This is a genomic window from Mycolicibacterium parafortuitum (assembly GCF_002086815.1).
Taxonomy (GTDB): domain Bacteria; phylum Actinomycetota; class Actinomycetes; order Mycobacteriales; family Mycobacteriaceae; genus Mycobacterium; species Mycobacterium parafortuitum.
This window is the reverse complement of record NZ_MVID01000001.1, coordinates 459,454-478,698: the sequence shown is the minus strand read 5'-3', so window position 1 is coordinate 478,698 and position 19,245 is coordinate 459,454. Positions and strand designations below refer to the sequence as shown.

The 19,245-nt window shown below is 69.6% G+C and carries 17 protein-coding genes; 2 read left to right on the top strand and 15 right to left on the bottom strand.

Annotation, left to right across the window (positions count from 1 at the left end):
* The first annotated feature begins 86 nt into the window (after positions 1-86).
* Positions 87-866 (top strand): D-alanyl-D-alanine carboxypeptidase, encoded by a 780-nt coding sequence (locus BST38_RS02200; RefSeq protein WP_420872569.1) that lies wholly within the window; start codon positions 87-89, stop codon positions 864-866.
* Positions 867-905: 39 nt separating this feature from the next.
* Here the strand turns inward: BST38_RS02200 and BST38_RS02195 are convergent, their stop codons facing one another.
* From BST38_RS02195 to ftsY, 6 genes are all read right to left on the bottom strand, one after another.
* Positions 906-1,991, bottom strand: a complete 1,086-nt coding sequence (locus tag BST38_RS02195) for a metal-dependent hydrolase family protein (protein WP_083141572.1) — start codon at positions 1,989-1,991, stop codon at positions 906-908.
* A gap of 2 nt (positions 1,992-1,993) precedes the next feature.
* Positions 1,994-3,559: a signal recognition particle protein gene (gene ffh, locus BST38_RS02190; RefSeq protein ID WP_083141571.1), complete on the bottom strand. Its 1,566-nt coding sequence runs from the start codon at positions 3,557-3,559 to the stop codon at positions 1,994-1,996.
* Positions 3,560-3,683: 124 nt separating this feature from the next.
* Positions 3,684-6,170: a [protein-PII] uridylyltransferase gene (locus tag BST38_RS02185; RefSeq protein ID WP_083141570.1), complete on the bottom strand. Its 2,487-nt coding sequence runs from the start codon at positions 6,168-6,170 to the stop codon at positions 3,684-3,686.
* Between the two features lie 81 nt (positions 6,171-6,251).
* Entirely contained in the window at positions 6,252-6,590 is a 339-nt protein-coding gene (locus BST38_RS02180; protein ID WP_083141569.1) for a P-II family nitrogen regulator, read from the bottom strand.
* A 33-nt stretch (positions 6,591-6,623) separates the two neighbouring features.
* Positions 6,624-7,976 (bottom strand): ammonium transporter, encoded by a 1,353-nt coding sequence (locus BST38_RS02175; protein ID WP_083141568.1) that lies wholly within the window; start codon positions 7,974-7,976, stop codon positions 6,624-6,626.
* A 186-nt stretch (positions 7,977-8,162) separates the two neighbouring features.
* Positions 8,163-9,578 carry a signal recognition particle-docking protein FtsY gene (gene ftsY / locus BST38_RS02170; RefSeq protein WP_083141567.1) on the bottom strand — a complete coding sequence of 472 codons (1,416 nt, stop codon included), beginning with the start codon at positions 9,576-9,578 and terminating at the stop codon, positions 8,163-8,165.
* 28 nt (positions 9,579-9,606) lie between these two features.
* On the opposite strand from ftsY, the gene fni reads away from it, so the two are divergent.
* Positions 9,607-10,635 (top strand): type 2 isopentenyl-diphosphate Delta-isomerase, encoded by a 1,029-nt coding sequence (gene fni, locus BST38_RS02165; RefSeq protein WP_083141566.1) that lies wholly within the window; start codon positions 9,607-9,609, stop codon positions 10,633-10,635.
* A 6-nt stretch (positions 10,636-10,641) separates the two neighbouring features.
* Here fni and smc read toward each other — a convergent pair whose 3' ends face one another.
* The 9 genes from smc to coaD form a co-directional block, all read right to left on the bottom strand.
* The gene (gene smc, locus BST38_RS02160) at positions 10,642-14,226 is read right to left on the bottom strand and encodes a chromosome segregation protein SMC (protein WP_083141565.1); all 3,585 of its coding nucleotides are present in this window, start codon (positions 14,224-14,226) and stop codon (positions 10,642-10,644) included.
* 26 nt (positions 14,227-14,252) lie between these two features.
* Complete coding sequence (locus BST38_RS02155) at positions 14,253-14,534, bottom strand: acylphosphatase (protein ID WP_083141564.1); 282 nt, start codon at positions 14,532-14,534, stop codon at positions 14,253-14,255.
* Entirely contained in the window at positions 14,521-14,937 is a 417-nt protein-coding gene (locus BST38_RS02150; protein ID WP_083141563.1) for an OsmC family protein, read from the bottom strand. The genes BST38_RS02155 and BST38_RS02150 overlap by 14 nt, the downstream gene beginning before the upstream one ends.
* 111 nt (positions 14,938-15,048) lie before the next feature.
* Complete coding sequence (mutM, locus tag BST38_RS02145; protein ID WP_083141562.1) at positions 15,049-15,912, bottom strand: bifunctional DNA-formamidopyrimidine glycosylase/DNA-(apurinic or apyrimidinic site) lyase; 864 nt, start codon at positions 15,910-15,912, stop codon at positions 15,049-15,051.
* Entirely contained in the window at positions 15,905-16,609 is a 705-nt protein-coding gene (gene rnc, locus BST38_RS02140) for a ribonuclease III (RefSeq protein WP_083141561.1), read from the bottom strand. The genes mutM and rnc overlap by 8 nt, the downstream gene beginning before the upstream one ends.
* On the bottom strand, positions 16,606-17,196 hold the full coding sequence (locus BST38_RS02135) for a YceD family protein (RefSeq protein ID WP_083141560.1): 591 nt from the start codon (positions 17,194-17,196) through the stop codon (positions 16,606-16,608). The genes rnc and BST38_RS02135 overlap by 4 nt, the downstream gene beginning before the upstream one ends.
* 32 nt (positions 17,197-17,228) lie before the next feature.
* Positions 17,229-17,966, bottom strand: coding sequence for a cell division protein SepIVA (gene sepIVA, locus BST38_RS02130; protein ID WP_083141559.1), 738 nt, complete (start codon positions 17,964-17,966; stop codon positions 17,229-17,231).
* A gap of 112 nt (positions 17,967-18,078) precedes the next feature.
* Entirely contained in the window at positions 18,079-18,645 is a 567-nt protein-coding gene (locus BST38_RS02125; RefSeq protein WP_083141696.1) for a hemerythrin domain-containing protein, read from the bottom strand.
* An 89-nt stretch (positions 18,646-18,734) separates the two neighbouring features.
* Positions 18,735-19,217 (bottom strand): pantetheine-phosphate adenylyltransferase, encoded by a 483-nt coding sequence (gene coaD / locus BST38_RS02120; RefSeq protein ID WP_083141558.1) that lies wholly within the window; start codon positions 19,215-19,217, stop codon positions 18,735-18,737.
* Between the last annotated feature and the right edge of the window lie 28 nt (positions 19,218-19,245).

Here is a 19,245-nt window from a genome sequence, read left to right as displayed (position 1 = left end):
GAGTCCTGGCGCGACTAGCGTCGGCCCTCGTGCGAATACGACTCGCGGGGCTGGCGCTCGCCCTGAGTGCGCTGCTGCCCGCGTCGATGTCGGCCGCACCGGCGAATGCCCAGCCCGGCCAGCCCGTGGAACCCGCTGCCGCCCAACCGATTCCGGACGGACCGGCGAAGGCGTGGCTGGTCGCCGACCTGGACACCGGCCGGGTGCTCGCCAGCCGCGACCCGTACGGCACCTACGCCCCGGCCAGCACGATCAAGGTGCTGCTGGCGATGACGGTGCTCGACCACCTGCGACCCGACAACTTCGCCAGGGCCAACGAATCGCACACCCGGGTCGAATGTTCCTGCGTGGGGCTCAAACCCGGCCAGGCCTACACAACCACCCAACTGCTCTCCGCGATCCTGATGGTGTCGGGTAACGACGCGGCGAACATGCTGGGCGACATGCTCGGCGGGCAGCAGATGGCCGTGGCGAAGATGAACCGCAAGGCCGCGCTCGTCGGCGCGCGCAGCACCAAGGCGTCGTCGCCGTCCGGGCTCGACGGGCCGGGCTGGGAATCGGTGACCACGCCGCACGACCTCGCGGTGATCATGCGGGCGGCGCTGAAGTATCCGCTGATCGCCCAGATCATGCGCTCACCGACCGCGCCGTTCCCCGGCAAGACGCTGCACAACCAGAACGAGTTGTTGTCCCGCTACCCCGGGGACCTCGGCGGCAAGACGGGCTTCACCAATCTGGCTCGCAAGACCTACGTGGGGGCCGCCCAGCGCGGCAACCGTCGCCTCGTCGTGGTGCAGATGTACGGCACCGGCGATCTCTACGGACAGGCAATCCGCTTGCTGGACTACGGCTTCAGCCAGCCGTAGCGGCGGGGCTGAAACCTGCCGGCTGGTAGACCTGGCCGACTAATGGACGATGCCGCGCAGGATCACCACGGTCGGGTGGGCCAGCACCTCGGGACCGGACCGCGGATCGTCGGCGAAGCACACCAGATCCGCTGACGCACCGTGCCGCAGCGCGGGGCGCCGCAGCCACTCGCGGGCATCCCAGCACGCCGCGCCGAGCGCCTCGGTGGGCGTCATACCGATGCCCTTGAGCGCCTCGACCTCGTCGGCGATCCGGCCGTGTGCGACGGCACTGCCCGCATCGGTGCCCGCGAAGATCGGCACACCGGCTTCGCGCGCCGCCCCGATCCGGGCCGGGCAGCTCTCGTACAGCGCGCGCATGTGCTTCTGGTAGGCCGGGAAGCGGTCTGCCCCGTCGGCGATTCCGGGAAAGTTCTCGATGTTGATCAGTGTCGGGACCAGCGCCGTTCCGTGTTCGACCATCAGGTCGATGGTGTCCTCGGTCAGCCCGGTGCCGTGCTCGATGCAGTCGATGCCCGCGGTGATCAGACCGGGCAACGCGTCCTCGCTGAACACGTGCGCGGTCACCCGGGCGCCGTTGGCGTGGGCCGCGTCGATGGCCGCCTCCAGCACGTCGTCCGGCCACAGCGGCGCCAGGTCGCCGGTGTCGCGGTCGATCCAGTCCCCGACCAGCTTCACCCAGCCGTCGCCCCAGCGGGCCTGCTGTGCGACGGCGTCGGGCAACTGCCACGGGTCCTCGAGTTCGGCGGCGAAACCGCGCGAGTACCGCTTCGGGCGGGCCAGATGGCGGCCCGCCCGGATGATGCGCGGCAGGTCGGCGCGGTCGTCGAAGCTGCGGGTGTCGGTCGGCGATCCGGCGTCGCGCAGCAACAGCGCACCGGCGTCGCGGTCCGTCTCGGCCTGCGTGGCCGCCTCGTCCAGCGGGATCTCCCCGTGTGCGCCCAGACCGACGTGGCAGTGCGCGTCGACCAGGCCGGGCAGCACCCAGCCGTCATCGGTGTCCGCACCGAACACCGTCTCGGCATCGGCGACCGGTTCGGCGGACAGCCGCCCGTCGACGATCCACCAGTCGACGGGTTCGCCGTCCGGCAGGCCGCGGCCGCGAACATGCAGACGCGCCGTCATCGCTAGTTCTTCGGGAACTTCAGCTTCGACAGGTCGATGTCGGCGAGGCCGGGCGGCAGCTCGTCGAGGCCCTTGGGCATATTGGACAGATCAGGGAAGCCGGCCGGCATACCGGGCATGCCGGGGCCGAACGGGCTGCGGGTCTTCGGCTGCGTCGGGCCCTTCCCCTTCTTGCCCTTTTGCTTGTTCTTGCCCTTGGCCGCCTTGCGAGAGTTTTTCCGGCCGAACGGCATCCCCATCTGGCCGGCCATCTGCGACATCATCTTGCGGGCCTCGAAGAACCGGTCGACGAGCTGGTTGACCTCGGCGACCGTCACACCCGAGCCGTTGGCGATGCGCAGCCGGCGCGACGCGTTGATGATCTTCGGATCCGCGCGCTCCTGCGGGGTCATGCCGCGGATGATCGCCTGCACGCGGTCGAGCTGGCTGTCGTCGACGGCGGCCAGCGCGTCCTTCATCTGGCCGGCGCCGGGAAGCATGCCGAGCAGGTTGCCGATCGGACCCATTTTGCGGATCGCGAGCATCTGCTCGAGGAAGTCCTCGAGTGTGAGCTCGCCGCTGCCGATCTTGGCCGCGGTCGCCTCCGCCTGTTCGGCGTCGAAGACCTGCTCGGCCTGCTCGATGAGGGTGAGCACATCGCCCATGCCCAGGATGCGGCTGGCCATCCGGTCGGGGTGGAAGACGTCGAAGTCCTCCAGCTTCTCCCCCGCCGACGCGAACAGGATCGGCTGGCCGGTGACCTCGCGCACCGACAGCGCGGCGCCACCGCGGGCGTCGCCGTCGAGCTTGGTCAGCACGACACCGGTGAACCCGACGCCCTCACGGAACGCGTCGGCGGTGGTGACCGCGTCCTGGCCGATCATCGCGTCGAGGACGAACAGCACCTCGTCGGGGTTGACCGCGTCGCGGATCGCCGCGGCCTGCGCCATCAGCTCCTCGTCGATGCCGAGGCGACCGGCGGTGTCGACGATCACCACGTCGTAGAGCTTGTTCTTGGCCTCCGCGAGACCGGCCGCGGCCACGGCGACCGGGTCGCCCGCGGTCATCTGCTCGATGGTCGCGCCGTCCGGCGAGACGCCCGGGTGCGGGGCGAAGACGTGCACGCCTGCGCGTTCGCCGACGATCTGGAGCTGGTTGACCGCGCCCGGGCGCTGCAGGTCACACGCGACCAACAGCGGGGTGTGGCCCTGCGCCTTCAGCCATTTCGCGAGCTTGCCGGCAAGCGTCGTCTTACCGGATCCCTGCAGGCCGGCGAGCATGATGACCGTCGGTGGGTTCCGTGCGAACGCGAGCTGACGGGTCTCACCGCCGAGGATCGCGACGAGCTCCTCGTTGACGATCTTGACGACCTGCTGCGCCGGGTTCAGCGCTGCCGACACCTCGGCACCCTTGGCGCGATCCTTGATGCGCGAGATGAACGCGCGGACGACGGGCAGCGAGACGTCGGCCTCAAGCAGCGCCAGCCGGATCTCACGCGCGGTGGCATCGATGTCGGCGTCGGTCAGCCGACCCTTGCCCCGCAGGCCCGACAGGGCACCGGTCAACCGATCGGACAGGGATTCAAACACGCGGCCAGCCTATCGTGGGTCGGCGGGCGCGTTCGGCCAGCGCCGGTCCGCGGGCCGGCGTCGCCGCGTCGGTGCCGCTGGTGGCGGCGCCGCGCCGGTCCCCCGCACAGGTGAAGAGCACCGGTCAGCTGGCCTCGTCGTGAACCTGCTTCGGCGCGGGCGGGGCGGGCAACACCGCGAACAGTTCGCGTTCGAGCCTCTGCCGGATGCCGTCCTCCGCACCCTCGTCATGGGCGGGCAGCTCGATCCCGAACGCGTCGATCACCGAGGACCCCATCGTGGTGACCTTGGCCCAGGCGATGTCCACCCCGGACCGTTCGAAGACCCGGGTCAGCACCGCGAGCAGTCCGGTCCGGTCGGTGGCCCGGATCTCGGCGACGAGCTGGCCGGGGTTGGATCCCTCGTGCCACAGCACTTTCGGCGGCGCGGTCGGCGGGTTGATCGGGACGGCGGCCTTGATCTCACCGGCGCGCCCCAGCGCGATGCTCTCGGCTTCCTTCTTCTCGAGTGCGGCCATCACGTCGAGTTCACCGTCGATGGCCAGGATCAGCTGCTGGCGCAGCAGTTCGGCCGCGGGCGGCGAGCCGAAATGCGGTGCCACCACGAAACTGTTGATCGCCGAACCCTCATGGCCGTTCACCGACGCGGAGTACACCCGCAGCGAGTTCAGCGCCAGCACCCCGGCGGCCTTGGACAGCACACCGCGGCGGTCCGGCGCGATCATCGTGACCTGGTAGATGTGCGCGGTGTCGGCCGGTGTCAGCTCGACGTGCACGCCCACCTCGCCCGCCAGCGCGATGAACCGGGGGTCGACGGGATCGGGATGCGGAAGCGGCTCACCGGCCATCACCAGCCGGCAGCGCCGCACCAGTTCGCCGATCAGCGAGGCCTTCCAGTCGCCCCACACCCCGGGACCGGTGGCCAGCGAGTCGGCCTCGGCGAGCACGTGCAGCAGCTCGAGCACCACGAGATCACCGTCGAGCGCCTCGGCGACCGCGGCGATGGTGTCGGGATCCTGCAGATCGCGACGGGTGGCGGTGTGCGGCAGCAACAGGTGGTGGCGCACCACCTGGGCGAGGATCTTGATGTCCGAAGGCCACAGGCCGAGCCGGCTGCCGATCTGGTGGGCCAGTTCGGCACCGATGACGCTGTGGTCGCCACCGCGCCCCTTGCCGATGTCGTGCACCAGAGCACCGAGCAGAAGCAGATCGGGGCGCGACACCCGGGTGGTGAAAGCGCTTGCCCGGGAAACGGTCTCGACCAGGTGGCGGTCGACGGTCCAGATGTGCACGACGTCGCGGGGCGGCAGGTCACGTACCGCGCCCCATTCCGGGAACAGCCGGCCCCACAACCCGGTGCGATCGAGCGCCTCGATGGTGCCGACCGCCGACGGCCCGGCCGCGAGCATCACGAGCAGATCCTTGAGCGCCTGCCGGGGCCACGGGGTGCGCAGTTCGGGGGCGGCCTCGACAAGACGGCTGAGCGTGGATCCCGCGATCGGCAACCCGGTGGTGGCCGACGCCGCGGCCACCCGCAGGATCAGCCCGGGGTCGCGTTCGGGGCGGGCGTCGCGGGCCAGGATCACCTCGCCGTTGAATTCGATGACGCCTTCGTCGAGCGGGCGCCGCACCGGCCGGCGCAGGGCGGCCAGCCCCCGGCGCGGTAAAGCGTTTGCCGCCGTGCGGATTCCGGCGTCGACGTAGTAGCTGACGGTGCGCGCCGCATCGGACAGGGTGCGGGCGAGGTCGAAGCGGTCACCGATACGCAGCGACGACCCGATCTCGTCGGCGTGCTGGGCCAGCAGCAGTTCCCGTCCGCGGCCGGCCACCCGGTGCAGTTCGGTGCGAACGTTGAGCAGCGCGAGGTTCGCCTCCCCGAGCGTCTCGGTCGGCGAGGCCAGCGAACGGCTCGGGTACACGTCGGCGAGCTGGGCGATCGCGAGCGCGTTGAGCAGCTGGACGTCGCGCAGCCCTCCCCTGCCGCACTTGAGATCCGGTTCGGCGCGGTGGGCGATCTGGCCGCTGCGCTCCCAGCGCGCCTTGGTGTGCTCGACGAGTTCGTCGAAGCGCGAGGCGATCCCGGTGCGCCACTGCCTGCGCGCACCGCCGATCAGCAATGACGACAGGTCGGCGTCGCCCGCGATGTGCCTGGCCTCCAGCATGGCCAACCCGGCGGAGATGTCCTCGCCCGCCACCCGCAGCGCCTCGGGCACCGTGCGCACACTGTGGTCGAGGCGAATGTTGGCGTCCCACAACGGATACCACAAGAGCTCGGCGACCTCACTGACGACGTCGGCAGGCATGTTGTCGTGCAACAGCATCAGGTCGAGATCGGAGTACGGCAGCAGCTCACCTCGGCCGAGGCCTCCGGTCGCGACGATCGCGAAACCGCTGGTCGCGGTGATCCCGATCTCGGCGGCCTTGGTGGTGAGCCAGAAGTCGTGCAGATCGAGCAGCGCGTCACGCAGCGCGGCGGAGTCGAGCTGGCGACCACTGCCGGACAGCAGCTGTTCGGCAGCGGCCACGAGATCGGTTGCAGGGCGGGAAGACACCGCCGCCGGACGCTCCCAACGGGAAGCGCCGGCGGCGGGCTTCGATGTCGAATCCTTCATGAGTTGTCCTCCCGGCACTTGACGATCCAGTACTCACACGACGCAACCGCCGGGAGACGACCTCTCATTCCTCGATACGGATCAAAGGGCGTCTGCCCCACGTTCACCGGTGCGCACCCGGACCACGGTCTCGACCGGGCTCACCCAGACCTTGCCGTCACCGATCTTGCCGGTGCGGGCTGCCTGGACGATGACGTCCACCACCTTGTCGACGGCGGCATCGTCCACGACGACCTCGACACGCACCTTCGGCACGAAGTCGACCGAGTACTCCGCGCCGCGGTAGACCTCGGTGTGACCCTTCTGCCTGCCGTAGCCCTGGACCTCACTGACGGTCATTCCCAGGATGCCCGACTGCTCCAGACCGGTCTTGACATCTTCGAGCGTGAACGGCTTGACGATCGCGGTTATCAGCTTCATGTAGTTGATCCCTTCCGATGAAATTGTCGCCGGTCAGGCGAGCTCGTAAGCCGTTTCGGCGTGTTCGGTCTCATCGATGCCAGTGTCCTCGTCCTCCTTGGACACTCGCCAACCCAGAGGCTTGACGATGAAGGCGATGATGGCGGTCATGACTGCGGTGAACACTACGGCAACCACCGCGATGACGATCTGGACCACCAACTGCTGGAAGCCGCCGCCGTAGAACAGACCGGTCTCCAGAGCCAGGAAGCCGATGCCCACGGTGCCCCACAGACCGGCGACCAGGTGCACGCCGACGACGTCGAGCGAATCGTCGTAACCGAACTTGTACTTCAGCGCGATGGCAAGCGCGGACAGCACACCCGCGACCGCACCGAGGATCAACGAGCCGATCGCACTCAGCGACCCGCAGGCCGGGGTGATCGCGACCAGGCCGGCGACGATACCGGAGGCGGCACCGACGCTGGTGGCGTGACCGTCGCGGATGCGCTCCACCAGAAGCCAGCCGAGCATCGCGGCGGCCGTCGCGGCGGTGGTGTTGACCCACACCGAGCCGGCGAGCATGTCCGCGGCGCCCTCGGAGCCGACGTTGAAGCCGAACCAGCCGAACCACAGCAGCGCAGCACCCAGCATCACGAACGGGATGTTGTGCGGGCGGTACGGGGTCTTGCCGAAGCCGGCGCGCTTGCCGAGCAGGATCGCCAGCACCAGCGCCGCCATACCGGCGTTGATGTGGACCACGGTGCCACCGGCGAAGTCGATCGGCGACACGTTCGCCACACCCTCATCGTCGACACCGAAAATCTTTGCCGCGATTCCACTCTCGGAACCCGACAGCAGGCCGCCGCCCCAAACCATGTGTGCCAGGGGGAAGTACACCAGCGTGACCCAGATGCCGCCGAACACCAGCCAGGTGCCGAACTTCATGCGCTCGGCCACCGCGCCGCTGATCAGCGCGACGGTGATGACCGCGAAGGTCAGCTGGAAGGCCACCCAGACGATGGCCGGCACCGTGCCGAACCCGCCGGAGACGAAGGTGTCGACCCCGTCGATCTCGCGGACCTCGGTCAGTTGACTGAGACCGAACAGCGAGAACGGGTTGTCGAAGACTCCGAAGAAGTCGCTCTCACCGGTGTGACCGGAGGCGAACGACATCGAGTAACCCCAGAGCACGTAGATGACGCTGACGACACCCATCGTGCCGAACGACATCATCATCATGTTGAGGACGGACTTCTGACGGGACAAACCACCGTAGAAGAACGCCAGGCCCGGTGTCATGAGCAACACCAGCGCCGCCGACGTGAGCACCCACGCCGTATCTCCTGCGCTCAGGCCGTCAGGCCCGAACGGCAGAAACGCTTCGTCTGGCAAGGCTAAAAGCACTTTGTGTGAACCTCCTTGGGATGGCGGCCGATCATGATCGGCCTCCCGAAGAGACTCTTTTGCGAGCGTTTCACCTGTGATTCTGTTGTGTTTCGCCGGTGTGAACGGACACGCGGATGTCGTTACGCTCGTGTTTCGCCGTCGCCGACCAGCAAAAACACCGTGCCGTTCACCGCGATTCGGGCCTCAGCCGAGCAATGCGTCGACGAACGCGGCGGGCTCGAACGGCGCCAGATCGTCGGGGCCCTCACCGAGCCCGACCAGCTTGACGGGCACCCCGAGTTCCTGTTGGACGCGGAACACGATGCCGCCCTTGGCCGTCCCGTCCAGCTTCGTCAGAACCACGCCGGTGATGTGCACCGCGTCGGCGAACACCCGGGCCTGCGGCAGGCTGTTCTGCCCGATCGTCGCGTCCAGCACCAGCAGCACCTCGTCGACTTCGGCGCGCTTGGCGACGACCCGCTTGACCTTGCCGAGTTCGTCCATCAGGCCGGTCTTGGTGTGCAGCCGGCCCGCGGTGTCGATGACCACGACGTCGGCGCCGTCGGCGATGCCCTTGTCGACCGCGTCGAACGCCACCGACGCGGGGTCGGCGCCCTCGGGTCCACGCACCACCTGCGCGCCGACGCGCGAGGCCCACGACTGCAACTGATCGGCCGCCGCGGCGCGGAAGGTGTCCGCCGCGCCGAGCACCACCCGCCGCCCGTCGGCGACGAGTACGCGGGCGAGCTTGCCGACGGTGGTCGTCTTGCCGGTGCCGTTGACGCCGACCACCAGCAGTACCGACGGCTTGTCGGCGTGCGGCAGCGCCCTGATCGAGCGGTCGAGGTCGGGATGCAGCTCGGAGATCAGCACCTCACGCAGCACGGCGCGGGCATCGGCTTCGGTGCGCACCCGGCTGCTGGCCATCTTCTCGCGCAGCGCGGCGATCACCGATTCGGTGACGACGGGGCCGAGGTCGGCGATCAGCAGCGTGTCCTCGACCTCCTCCCAGGAATCCTCGTCGAGGTCGCCCCCGCCGATGAGGCCCAGCATGCTGCGCCCGAGGGTGTTCTGGGATTTGGCCAGCCGGCCGCGCAGCCGGTCCAGGCGCCCCTCGGTCGGGGCGATGCTGTCCAGGTCGGGGGCCGCGGGCGCCGCGGCGACGGGTTCGGGCTCTGGCTCGGGTTCGAGTGCGGGCTCGGGCTCGGGCTCGGGCGTCGGCTCGGCGGGCGGGGCCGGGCGCTCGACGGGCGGCGCCGGAGTGCGGTCCTCGACAGGGGGCTCGGGGAGCCTGACGTCGGCGATCGGACGTTTCGGCGCATCGCGCGGAATGGTGGCATCATCGCCGACGGCGGGTAAGCCGGTGGTGTCGATCCGTTCGGGCGCCTTCGGCGGCGCCGGCGCCTTGGGCGGGGCTTTGGGCGTGGCTTCAGGCGGAGCCGACTGCGAGAACGTGATACTTGACGAGGCGGTATAGCCGCCCGACCGATCGACGGGAGTGGCAGTGTCTGGAGCCGACAGCTTGATCTGGCGGCGGCGGTACCGCACCAGACCGACGACGAGCGCGACTACCAGCAGAACGGCGATGACCGCGATCGCGATCCAGAGACCTTCACTCACCGTGCCATTGTCTCAGGGGACATAACCGGTGACGCCCGACCCCGCATCAGCCCTGCAGCATCGCAAGCGCCGCCACATCGACGTCTGCCTGACCGAGCCCGTCGACTACCAGACCGTGACGACCGGGCTGGAGCGCTACCAGCTGCCCTACAACGCGCTGACCCAGACCGACCTCGGCACCGTCGACCTCGGCACCGAGTTCTTCGGCGCCCGACTTCGCGCACCGGTGCTGATCGGCGCGATGACCGGCGGCGCCGAACTGTCGGGGACCATCAACCGCAACCTCGCGGCGGCTGCGCAGCGGCTCGGCGTCGGGATGATGCTGGGGTCACAGCGGGTGATGATCGACGATGCGGTCGCGGCGAAGAGCTTCGACGTGCGCGGGGTCGCGCCCGACATCCTGGTGATCGGCAACATCGGGCTGGCCCAGGTGCAGCCGACGATGCTGCCGGCGCTGGCGGCGGTGCTGGACCGCGTCGGCGCCAACGGGCTCGCCGTGCACACCAACCCGCTGCAGGAGGCGATGCAGCACCACGGTGACACCGACTTCTCGGGGTCGATGGCCCGGCTGCGCGGGGTGGTCGAATCGATCGGGTATCCGGTCATGCTCAAAGAGGTCGGCCACGGCATCGGTGCGGCCGCCGCCGCCCAACTCGTCGACTGCCCCGTCGCGGCCGTCGACGTCGCCGGTGCGGGCGGGACGTCATGGGCGCGCATCGAACAGTTCGTGCGCTACGGCGAGGTGCGCTACCCGGCGCTCGCCGAGTGGGGCATCCCGACCGCGCAGGCGCTGACCGAGGTGCGCCGGGTACTGCCCGGTGTCCCGCTGGTCGCCTCGGGCGGCATCCGCACCGGGATGGACGCCGCGAAGGCCCTCGCGATGGGCGCCGAGGTGGTCGCGGTCGCCCGGCCGCTGCTCGCCCCTGCCGTGGAATCCGTTGACGCGGTGGTGGATTGGCTGGAACGGTTCATCGACGAGCTGCTCGTATGCCTGCACGGGTCCGGCGCCGCCGACCTGGCCGCGCTGCGCGAGCGCGGCGTCACCGAGCTCGGCTGAGAGCCGTCAGGACGAGCTGGCGACCAGTTCCTGACCCCGCATCCGCTGCGAGATCACCGTGGTGATGCCGTCGCCCTGCATGGTGACGCCGTACAGCGCGTCGGCGACCTCCATCGTCGGCTTCTGATGGGTGATCACGATCAGCTGGGAGCGTTCCCGCAGCTGCTCGAACAGGCTGATCAACCGGCGCAGGTTCACATCGTCGAGCGCCGCCTCGACCTCGTCCATCACGTAGAACGGAGAGGGGCGGGCCCGGAAGATCGCGACCAGCATGGCCACCGCGGTCAGCGACTTCTCGCCGCCCGAGAGCAGGGAGAGCCGCTTGATCTTCTTGCCCGGCGGACGGGCCTCGACCTCGATGCCCGTGGTCAGCATGTCGGCGGGGTTGGTCAGCAGCAGCCGGCCCTCACCGCCGGGGAACAGCGTGGAGAACACCTGGGTGAACTCGCGCTCCACGTCCATGTAGGCCTCGGTGAACACCTGCAGGATCCGGGTGTCGACGTCGGCGATCACGTCGAGCAGATCCTTGCGGGCGGCCTTGACGTCCTCGAGCTGGGTCGACAGGAAGTTGTAGCGCTCTTCCAGCGCGGCGAACTCTTCCAGCGCAAGCGGATTCACCCGGCCGAGTTCCTTGAGCTCCTTCTCCGCGCGCTTGGCCCGGCGTTCCTGGGTCGGCCGGTCATACGGCATCGGCGCCGGTGCGGTGACATGCTCGCCGCGCTCCTTGGCCTGCTCGTACTCGGCCATCTCCAGCTCCGACGGCGGCAACGCGACGTCGGGACCGTATTCGGCGACCAGGTCGTCGGCCGCCATGCCGAACTGCTCGAGCACCTGTTCTTCGAGCTGCTCGATACGAAGGGCCGCTTGCGCTTTGGCCACCTCGTCACGGTGCAGCGCGTCGGTCAGCGCGGTGATCCGCGTGGTCAGTTCGTTGACCTCTTCGCGTGTCTTCGTCAGCGCACCGGCGCGGACCTGCCGCTCGGCGGCGACCTCGTCGCGCACCCGCGATGCGACCTCGACCGCCGCCGCAAGGCGCTGGGCGACCAGCCGACCGGCGTCGGCGACGGCGGCGGCGACCGCGGCGGCGTGTACCCGCGCCTCCCGGGCGCGCAGCGCCCTGGCCCGCGCCTCCCGTTCGGCCACAGCGGCGCGGCGCAGCGAATCTGCCCGTCCGCGAACGGCATTGGCGCGTTCCTCGGCGGTGCGCACCGCCAGCCGTGCTTCCACCTCCGCGGCCCGCGCGGCCTCGGCGGCGGCCGTCGACTCCGAACGGTCGACGACCTCGACGTCGAACATCGGCTCCTGCTGGGCCAGATGCAGCCGCTGTTCGAGCTCGGCGAGCTCGGCGACCGTGCGGTTGCGCGCGGCCTCCATCTCGTCGCGCTGCCGGATCAGTCGCTGCCATTCGTCGTCGGCCGCGCGCGCATCCTGACCGAGGCGGCCCAGCTGCTCGTAGATCGACGAGATCGCGGCATCGGATTCGTTGAGTGCGGCCAGCGCCTGTTCGGCGGCGTCCTGACGGGCGGCCTGTTCGTCCAGTGCGCCGGACAGCGCCGCGGACAGTTCGCCGACCTGGCGTTCGGCGCGGGTGAGCTCGGCGCGGGCCTTGTCGACCTCGGACTGGATCTCCAGCGTGCTGGGTTTGCGGTCGGACCCGCCGCTGACCCAGCCGGCGCCGACCAAGTCGCCGTCAGCGGTCACGGCACGCAGATGAGGTTGCGCCGCAACGAGATCCAGCGCAGCAGCCAGGTCGGCGACCACCGCGACGCCCGCGAGCATCGCTGTCACCGCGCCGTGTACCCGGGCGGCGGGCTCGGCCAGTTCCACCGCCCACGCCGCACCGGCGGGGAGCTGTCCGGCCACCGGCTCCTGGGCCGGCCAGTCGCCGAGTACCAGCGCCGCGCGGCCACCGTCGGATTCCTTGAGCGCGGCGACGGCGGCGCGGGCCGCGGTCGAGTCCTCGGCGGCCAGCGCATCGGCGGCCGCCCCCAGCACCGCGGCGATCGCCGCCTCGTGGCCGGGCCGCACCTTCACCAGGTTCGCGATGGAGCCCAATAGTCCTGCGCCACTGTGGTTCTGCTGCAGCCACGCGGCACCGTCGCGGCGGTCCAGGCCCACCGACAGGGCATCGATGCGGGCCTGCAGCGACGCGACCTGCCGCTCGGCGGCGCGCTCCGCGGCCTGCAGTTCGGCGACGCGCTCGTCGGCCAGTCGCAGCGCGGTCACGCTGCGGTCGTGCTGCTCGTCGAGCCCGACCTCGCCGGCGTCGAGCTCGGCCACCCGGCCCTGCACGGTCTCGAACTCGGCCTGGGTCTGCTGCGCGCGGGCCGCGGCGTCGTCGATGCCCGCGGTCAGCCGGGCCAGCGTCTCGTCGGCGGACTCGACGCGGGTGCGCATCGTGTCGACCTGACCGGACAGCCGGGCCAGCCCCTCGCGCCGGTCGGCCTCGGCGCGGGCCGCGGCCATGTGCGCGCGTTCGGCCTCCGCGGCGACCTGCTCGCGTTCGGAGAGCTCGGCACGCGCGGACTCCAGCCGTGCCTGGGATTCGGCGAGCTCTTCGAGCAGCTGCTCTTCCTGCTCGGCGACCGCGTCGGCCTGCGCTTCGAGCTCGTCGGGATCGGGTCCGGCCGAGAAATCCGGCTCGGCGTCGAGGTGCTGGGCACGCTCGGTGGCGATCCGCACCGTCGCGCCGACGCGTTCGGCCAGCGCCGAGAGCCGGAACCAGCGCTGCTGGGCCGCATCGGCGCGCTCGCTGAGCTCGCCGACCGCGCGCTCGTGCTCGTCGAGTTCGGCGGCCCTGATCTCCAGCCGCTCAGTGAGCTCCTCGTGTTCCCTGCGCAGCGTCGTCTCGGCGTGGTTGGTGTTGTCGAACTCGGCCTTGCGGGTGACCAGGTCGTCGGCCGCCAGCCGCAACCGGGCGTCCCGCAGGTCGGCCTGGATGGTCTGGGCGCGCCTGGCCATCTCGGCCTGGCGGCCCAGCGGTTTGAGCTGGCGGCGCAGCTCGGTGGTCAGGTCGGTCAGTCGGGCCAGGTTGGCGGCCATCGAGTCGAGCTTGCGGACGGCCTTCTCTTTGCGCTTCCGGTGTTTGAGGACGCCTGCGGCCTCCTCGATGAACGCACGCCGGTCCTCGGGCCGAGATTCCAGGATCTCCGACAGCTTGCCCTGGCCGACGATCACGTGCATCTCGCGGCCGATGCCGGAGTCGCTGAGCAGCTCCTGGACATCGGCCAAACGACAACGGCTGCCGTTGATTTCGTACTCACCGGCGCCGTCGCGGAACATCCGGCGGGTGATGGACACCTCGGAGTACTCGATCGGCAGCGCGTTGTCGGAGTTGTCGATGGTCAGCGTCACCTCGGCGCGGCCCAGCGGGGCCCGCGAGGACGTCCCGGCGAAGATGACGTCCTCCATCTTGCCGCCGCGCAGGGTCTTGGCACCCTGTTCGCCCATCACCCAGGTCAGCGCGTCGACGACGTTGGATTTCCCCGACCCGTTCGGGCCCACGACGCACGTGATGCCCGGCTCGAAGCGCAGAGTCGTCGGCGAGGCGAAGGACTTGAAGCCCTTCAGCGTCAGACTCTTCAGATGCATGACGCGTTACCCTACCGCCGCGGGGCTCAGCGCTCGGTGAAGCCCGAGAGCGCGTCGGACGGTTCGGACCAGTCGGAGATCACCTTGTCGACGTGACCGGGCGTGTCACCGCCGGTGAGCAGCGCGAGAAGGCGTTCACACGCCTCCCGCGGGCCCTGCGCGACCACCTGGACGCGGCCGTCGGGTTTGTTGGCCGCATAGCCGGTCAGGCCCAGTTCGAGCGCCCGCGACCGCGTCCACCAGCGGAAACCGACGCCCTGCACGTGGCCGTGCACCCAGGCGGTCAGGCGGATGTCACTTTCCCCCAAGGTCTTTCACCTCAAATGTCACTTTGGTGCCCTGCTTCAACGTGCGTCCCACTGTGCACACCTGGTCGATCGCCCGCTCGACGACGGTGAGCAGCCGGGCCTTCTCGTCGTCGGACAGCGCCGACAGGTCGGCCTCCAGCACCTCTTCGAGCAGCGGGTAGACCTCGTGCTCACGGTCGGGCGGCCCGGACACCCGGATCGTGGTGTCGTAGTCGTCGCCGAGGCGCCGGCGCAGCGGCTGATCGCTGGCCATCCCGCTGCACGCGGCCAGTGCGATCTTCAGCAGCTCACCCGGTGTGAAGACGCCCTCGACGTCCTCCGAGCCCACCAGCACTTCGGCGCCGCGCGAGCTGCGCCCCGTATAGCGACGCACCCCGGTGCGCTCCACCCACAGTTCGGTCACGCCCTATTTCTACAGCGTTGGCCGCGGCGCCCCGCCGAACTGGGATTCCCGGTCGTGGTTTCGGCGCCGATCACAGCCAGGAATCCCAGTTCGGCGAAGCCGGGCGGGCGATCAGCCCCGGGGGCGGGGTTGGCAGCGCGGGCAGTAGAACGACGAGCGGTTCATGAACTTGTCGCGCCGCATGATCGCCCCGCAGCGCCGGCACGGCTCACCCTCGCGGCCGTACGCGTCCAGCGAGCGGTCGAAGTACCCGGACTCGCCGTTGACGTTGACATACAGCGAGTCGAACGACGTGCCGCCCTGCCCGAGCGCATCGGTCATCACCGCGGCCGCGGCATCGAGCAGTTCGGCCAGCTTCGGTCTCGTCAGCTTCGAGGCCAGCCGGGCGCCGTTGACCTTCGCCCGCCACAGCGCCTCGTCGGCGTAGATGTTGCCGATCCCGGACACCACGGTCTGGTCGAGCAGCTGCCTTTTGATCTCGGAATGCTTGCCGCGCAACACTTTCACGACGGCGTCGCGGTCGAACAGCGGATCCAGCGGGTCACGGGCGATATGCGCGACGGGTACGGGCACATCGGTGCCGTCGACGGTCACCAGATCGGCGACCATCCACCCGCCGAAGGTCCGCTGGTCGACGAAGCTCAGCGTCGTACCGTCGTCGAGCAGCACCGCGATGCGCAGATGGTTCTCGTTCGGCACGCCGCCGAGCAGCATCTGCCCACTCATCCCGAGGTGCACGACGACCGCGGCACCGGATTCATCGGCCGCGTCCCCGACGGTGAGCCACAGATACTTCCCCCGCCGCCCGGTCCCGGTGATCGTCATGTCGAGCAGCCGGGCCGTCAGATCGGCAGGGCCCGCCTCGTGCCGGCGCACCGCCCGTGGGTGGTGCACCCGCACCGCGGTGATCGTCCTGCCGACGACGTGGGCGGCCAAGCCCCGGCGGACGACCTCGACCTCGGGGAGTTCAGGCATCCGGGTGCGCGGACTTCAGCGCGTTCCAGGCGGCCGAGGCGGCCTTGAGTTCGCCTTCCTTCTTGGTGCGGCCGACGCCCGTGCCGTAGACCTTCTCGCCGACCACCACGACGGCGGTGAATTCCTTGTCGTGATCGGGTCCGGTCGAGGTGACCTGATAGGACGGCGCACCCAGCCCCAGCGACGCGGTCAGCTCCTGCAGGCTGCTCTTCCAGTCCAGCCCGGCCCCCAGCGTCGGCGCGGTGTCCAGCAGGTCGGCGAACAGACGCAGGATGACTTCGCGCGCCGCGGGCCCGCCGTGTTCGAGATAGATTGCGCCGAGCAGGGATTCGACACCGTCGGCGAGGATGCTGGACTTGTCCGCCCCGCCGGAGTTCTCCTCGCCCTTGCCGAGCAGCAGGTAGGCGCCGAGCCCGTCCGGGGACAGGTTGCGGCCGACATCGGCCAGGGCCTGGGTGTTGACGATGCTCGCCCGCAGCTTGGCCAGATCGCCCTCGGAGCGGTCGGGGTGACGGTGGTAGAGCTCTTCGGTGATCGTCAGGCCGAGCACCGAATCGCCGAGGAACTCCAGCCGTTCGTTGGTCGGCACGCCGCCGTTCTCGTAGGAGTAGCTGCGGTGGGTCAGCGCGATGGTCAGCAGATCCTCGGACAGGTCGATCCCCAGCGCTTTGAGCAGGGGCGCCCGGTCTGTCGTCACTTGTCGTCCTCGCCGCCGTCGCGGAAATCGGCCAATTTGGCCCAGCGTGGGTCGATCTTCTCGTGATGGTGCCCGGGTTCGGCGTCCGCCAGGGCGATCCCGCAGTCGGGGCACAGCCCCTGGCAATCCGGGCCGCACACCGGTGAGAACGGCAGCACCAGCCCGATCGCGTCGATCACCGTCTGCTCGAGGTCGATGGTCTCGGCACCACGGTAATGGCCGACCCGGGGAACCTCGTCGGCCTCGGTGGTCTCGTCGGTGGCGCTGTCCGGGTAGGCGAACAGCTCGGTGAGGTCGATCTCGACCTCGCCGGTGATCGGTTTGAGGCAGCGTGCGCACTCCCCCGAAGTCGGGGCCGACACCGTCCCGGTGACGAGCACGCCTTCGGACACCGACTCCAGCCGTAGGTCCATCGTCAATGGTGCGCCCTCTTCGACGGCGATCAGTTCGACGCCGATCCGCAGAGGGCTCGGCACGGTGGTGTCCACGGTGATCATCGAGCCGGGTCGCCGGCCGAGCCGAGAGATGTCGATCACGAGCGGCGACCGTGACGAGCGGTGCGCCGCCGCGCTAACGTGCGTCGCCATGTCCGTATCGTACGGTCAGCTCCGCGAGTGGTTTACCGCGCGGCGTAGTCGTGGGTGCCGGCCGAGGTCCGCAGCTGGTGACGGCCCCGCCCGACCGACCGCAGCGTGCCGTTGAGGAAGTCCTCGAACTCGGCGAGCTTGCTGTCGACGTAGATGTCGCATTCGCCGCGCAGCCGGTCGGCCTCGGCGTGCGCCGAGTCGATCATGCGGGTGGCCTCGGCCGTCGCGGTCGCGACGACCTCGGTCTGCGACACCAGGCGCTGCTGTTCCTTGATGCCCTCCTGGACGGCCTTCTCGTAGGCCAGGTTGCCGCTCTCGATCAAGCGGTCGGCCTCGGACTTGGCGCGTCCGGTGCTGGCCTCGTACTCCCGTTTCGCCGTCGCGGCGATGCGCGCGGCCTCTTCGCGGGCTTCACCGACCATCCGCTCGCTGTGCTGGCGCGCCTCGGCGACCATGCGGTCGGCCTGGGCCTTCGCATCGGCCAGCAGCCGGTCGGCCTCGGCCCTGGCGTGGTTGACCATCGAGTCGGCCTCGGCGTTGGCCGTGGACACGGTCGACTCGGCGTGGTCCTTGGCCTCGCGCAGCAGCGTGTCGCGCGCGTCCAGCACGTCCTGGGCGTCGTCGAGCTCACCCGGGATCGCGTCCTTGATGTCGTCGATCAACTCCAGGACGTCGCCGCGCGGCACCACGCATCCGGCCGTCATCGGCACGCCGCGCGCTTCTTCGACGATCGCACCCAACTCATCGAGAGCTTCGAACACTCGGTACACGGCGACACCCTCCAGGCGTAGTTGTTAGTGACCAGTGTGCCTGGTGTTACGCCTGTGACTGGTGTTCCGTCGCCGGTGTGTCGCGTCGAAAATCGACGAATCAGGCGCGGAATCAGCGCAGGGCGGCGGCGATCGCGTCGCGGGCGCGGTCCAGCATGGACGCGAACGGGCCGACGGCGAAGTTCAGCGTCGCCGATTCCACACCGGGATGCGGCCGCGTCGGGGCGATCGCCTCGGCCGCCTGCACCGCACCGGCCATCCGTTTGAGATCCTCGGCGTCGACCTCGCGGGCCAGCTTGGTGAACTCGTCGATCTCCTCGTGCTCGGCGTGGGCCAGCACGACCTCGCGGAACTTGGTGATCTCCTCGATGAACTCGTCGGAGGCGATGTCGAGATCCTCCAGCGCGGCCAGCTGCTCCTTGGCGGTGTGCTCCTCGTGCAGCAGCGCATCGGCGATCTCGCCGCCCTCGTCGACCTCGCGGCGGATGCGGGGATGCACGACCATCTCCTCGGCGGTCTCGTGCACGGCGAGCAGCTGACGCAGTTCGGTGAACGCCTTCTCCCGCGCCTTCGGATCGGTCGCGTAGAGCACGTCGTCGAACATGTCCTTGATCAGGTTGTGCTGATCCTTGAGGAACGAGACGACGTCGTCGGTGGATTGGACAAAGGTTTTCGGCACGGTCGGCACCTCCGGGTAGGGAGTCGTGGACGGGCGGCGCGAAGGGGCTGTGCGCCGGTCGTCCCCCGGGATACCCCGGCGGGTCCGGCTCAACCGCGTTCGGCCAGCTTCTCCTTCAACCGCGCGTTGACCACCGGCGGCAACAGCGCCGTCACGTCGCCGCCGAGCATCGCTACCTCCTTGGCCAACGACGAGGACACGAACGAGTACTGCGGTGTGGTCGCCACGAAGAACGTGTCGACGCCGGCGACGTGCTTGTTCATCTGCGCCATCTGCAGTTCGTATTCGAAGTCGGTGCCCGTCCGCAGCCCCTTGACGATCGCGGTCAGCCGGCGCTCCTTGACGAAGTCGACGATCAGACCCCGCCCCGACTCCACGCGCAGGTTGGACAGGTGGGTGGTCGACTCCTCGATCAGTGCGATCCGCTCGTCGAGGGTGAACATGCCCTTCTTGTTCGGGTTGACCATCACCGCGACGACGACCTCGTCGAACTGGGCGGCCGCCCGTTCGAAGACGTCGATGTGACCGAGGGTCACCGGATCGAAGGATCCCGGGCACACGGCTCCGCTCATGAGAGCTGACCGTAGCAGGGCGGGTCGC

What these genes read in the sequence shown, in the direction of transcription:
- BST38_RS02180 (WP_083141569.1), bottom strand. Translation starts at nt 6,590, where the DNA reads ATGAAGCTGATAACCGCGATCGTCAAGCCGTTCACGCTCGAAGATGTC.
- BST38_RS02185 (WP_083141570.1), bottom strand. Translation starts at nt 6,170, where the DNA reads ATGAAGGATTCGACATCGAAGCCCGCCGCCGGCGCTTCCCGTTGGGAG.
- coaD (WP_083141558.1), bottom strand. Translation starts at nt 19,217, where the DNA reads ATGAGCGGAGCCGTGTGCCCGGGATCCTTCGATCCGGTGACCCTCGGT.
- mutM (WP_083141562.1), bottom strand. Translation starts at nt 15,912, where the DNA reads ATGCCTGAACTCCCCGAGGTCGAGGTCGTCCGCCGGGGCTTGGCCGCC.
- smc (WP_083141565.1), bottom strand. Translation starts at nt 14,226, where the DNA reads ATGCATCTGAAGAGTCTGACGCTGAAGGGCTTCAAGTCCTTCGCCTCG.
- BST38_RS02135 (WP_083141560.1), bottom strand. Translation starts at nt 17,196, where the DNA reads ATGGCGACGCACGTTAGCGCGGCGGCGCACCGCTCGTCACGGTCGCCG.
- BST38_RS02195 (WP_083141572.1), bottom strand. Translation starts at nt 1,991, where the DNA reads ATGACGGCGCGTCTGCATGTTCGCGGCCGCGGCCTGCCGGACGGCGAA.
- BST38_RS02200 (WP_420872569.1), top strand. Translation starts at nt 87, where the DNA reads ATGTCGGCCGCACCGGCGAATGCCCAGCCCGGCCAGCCCGTGGAACCC.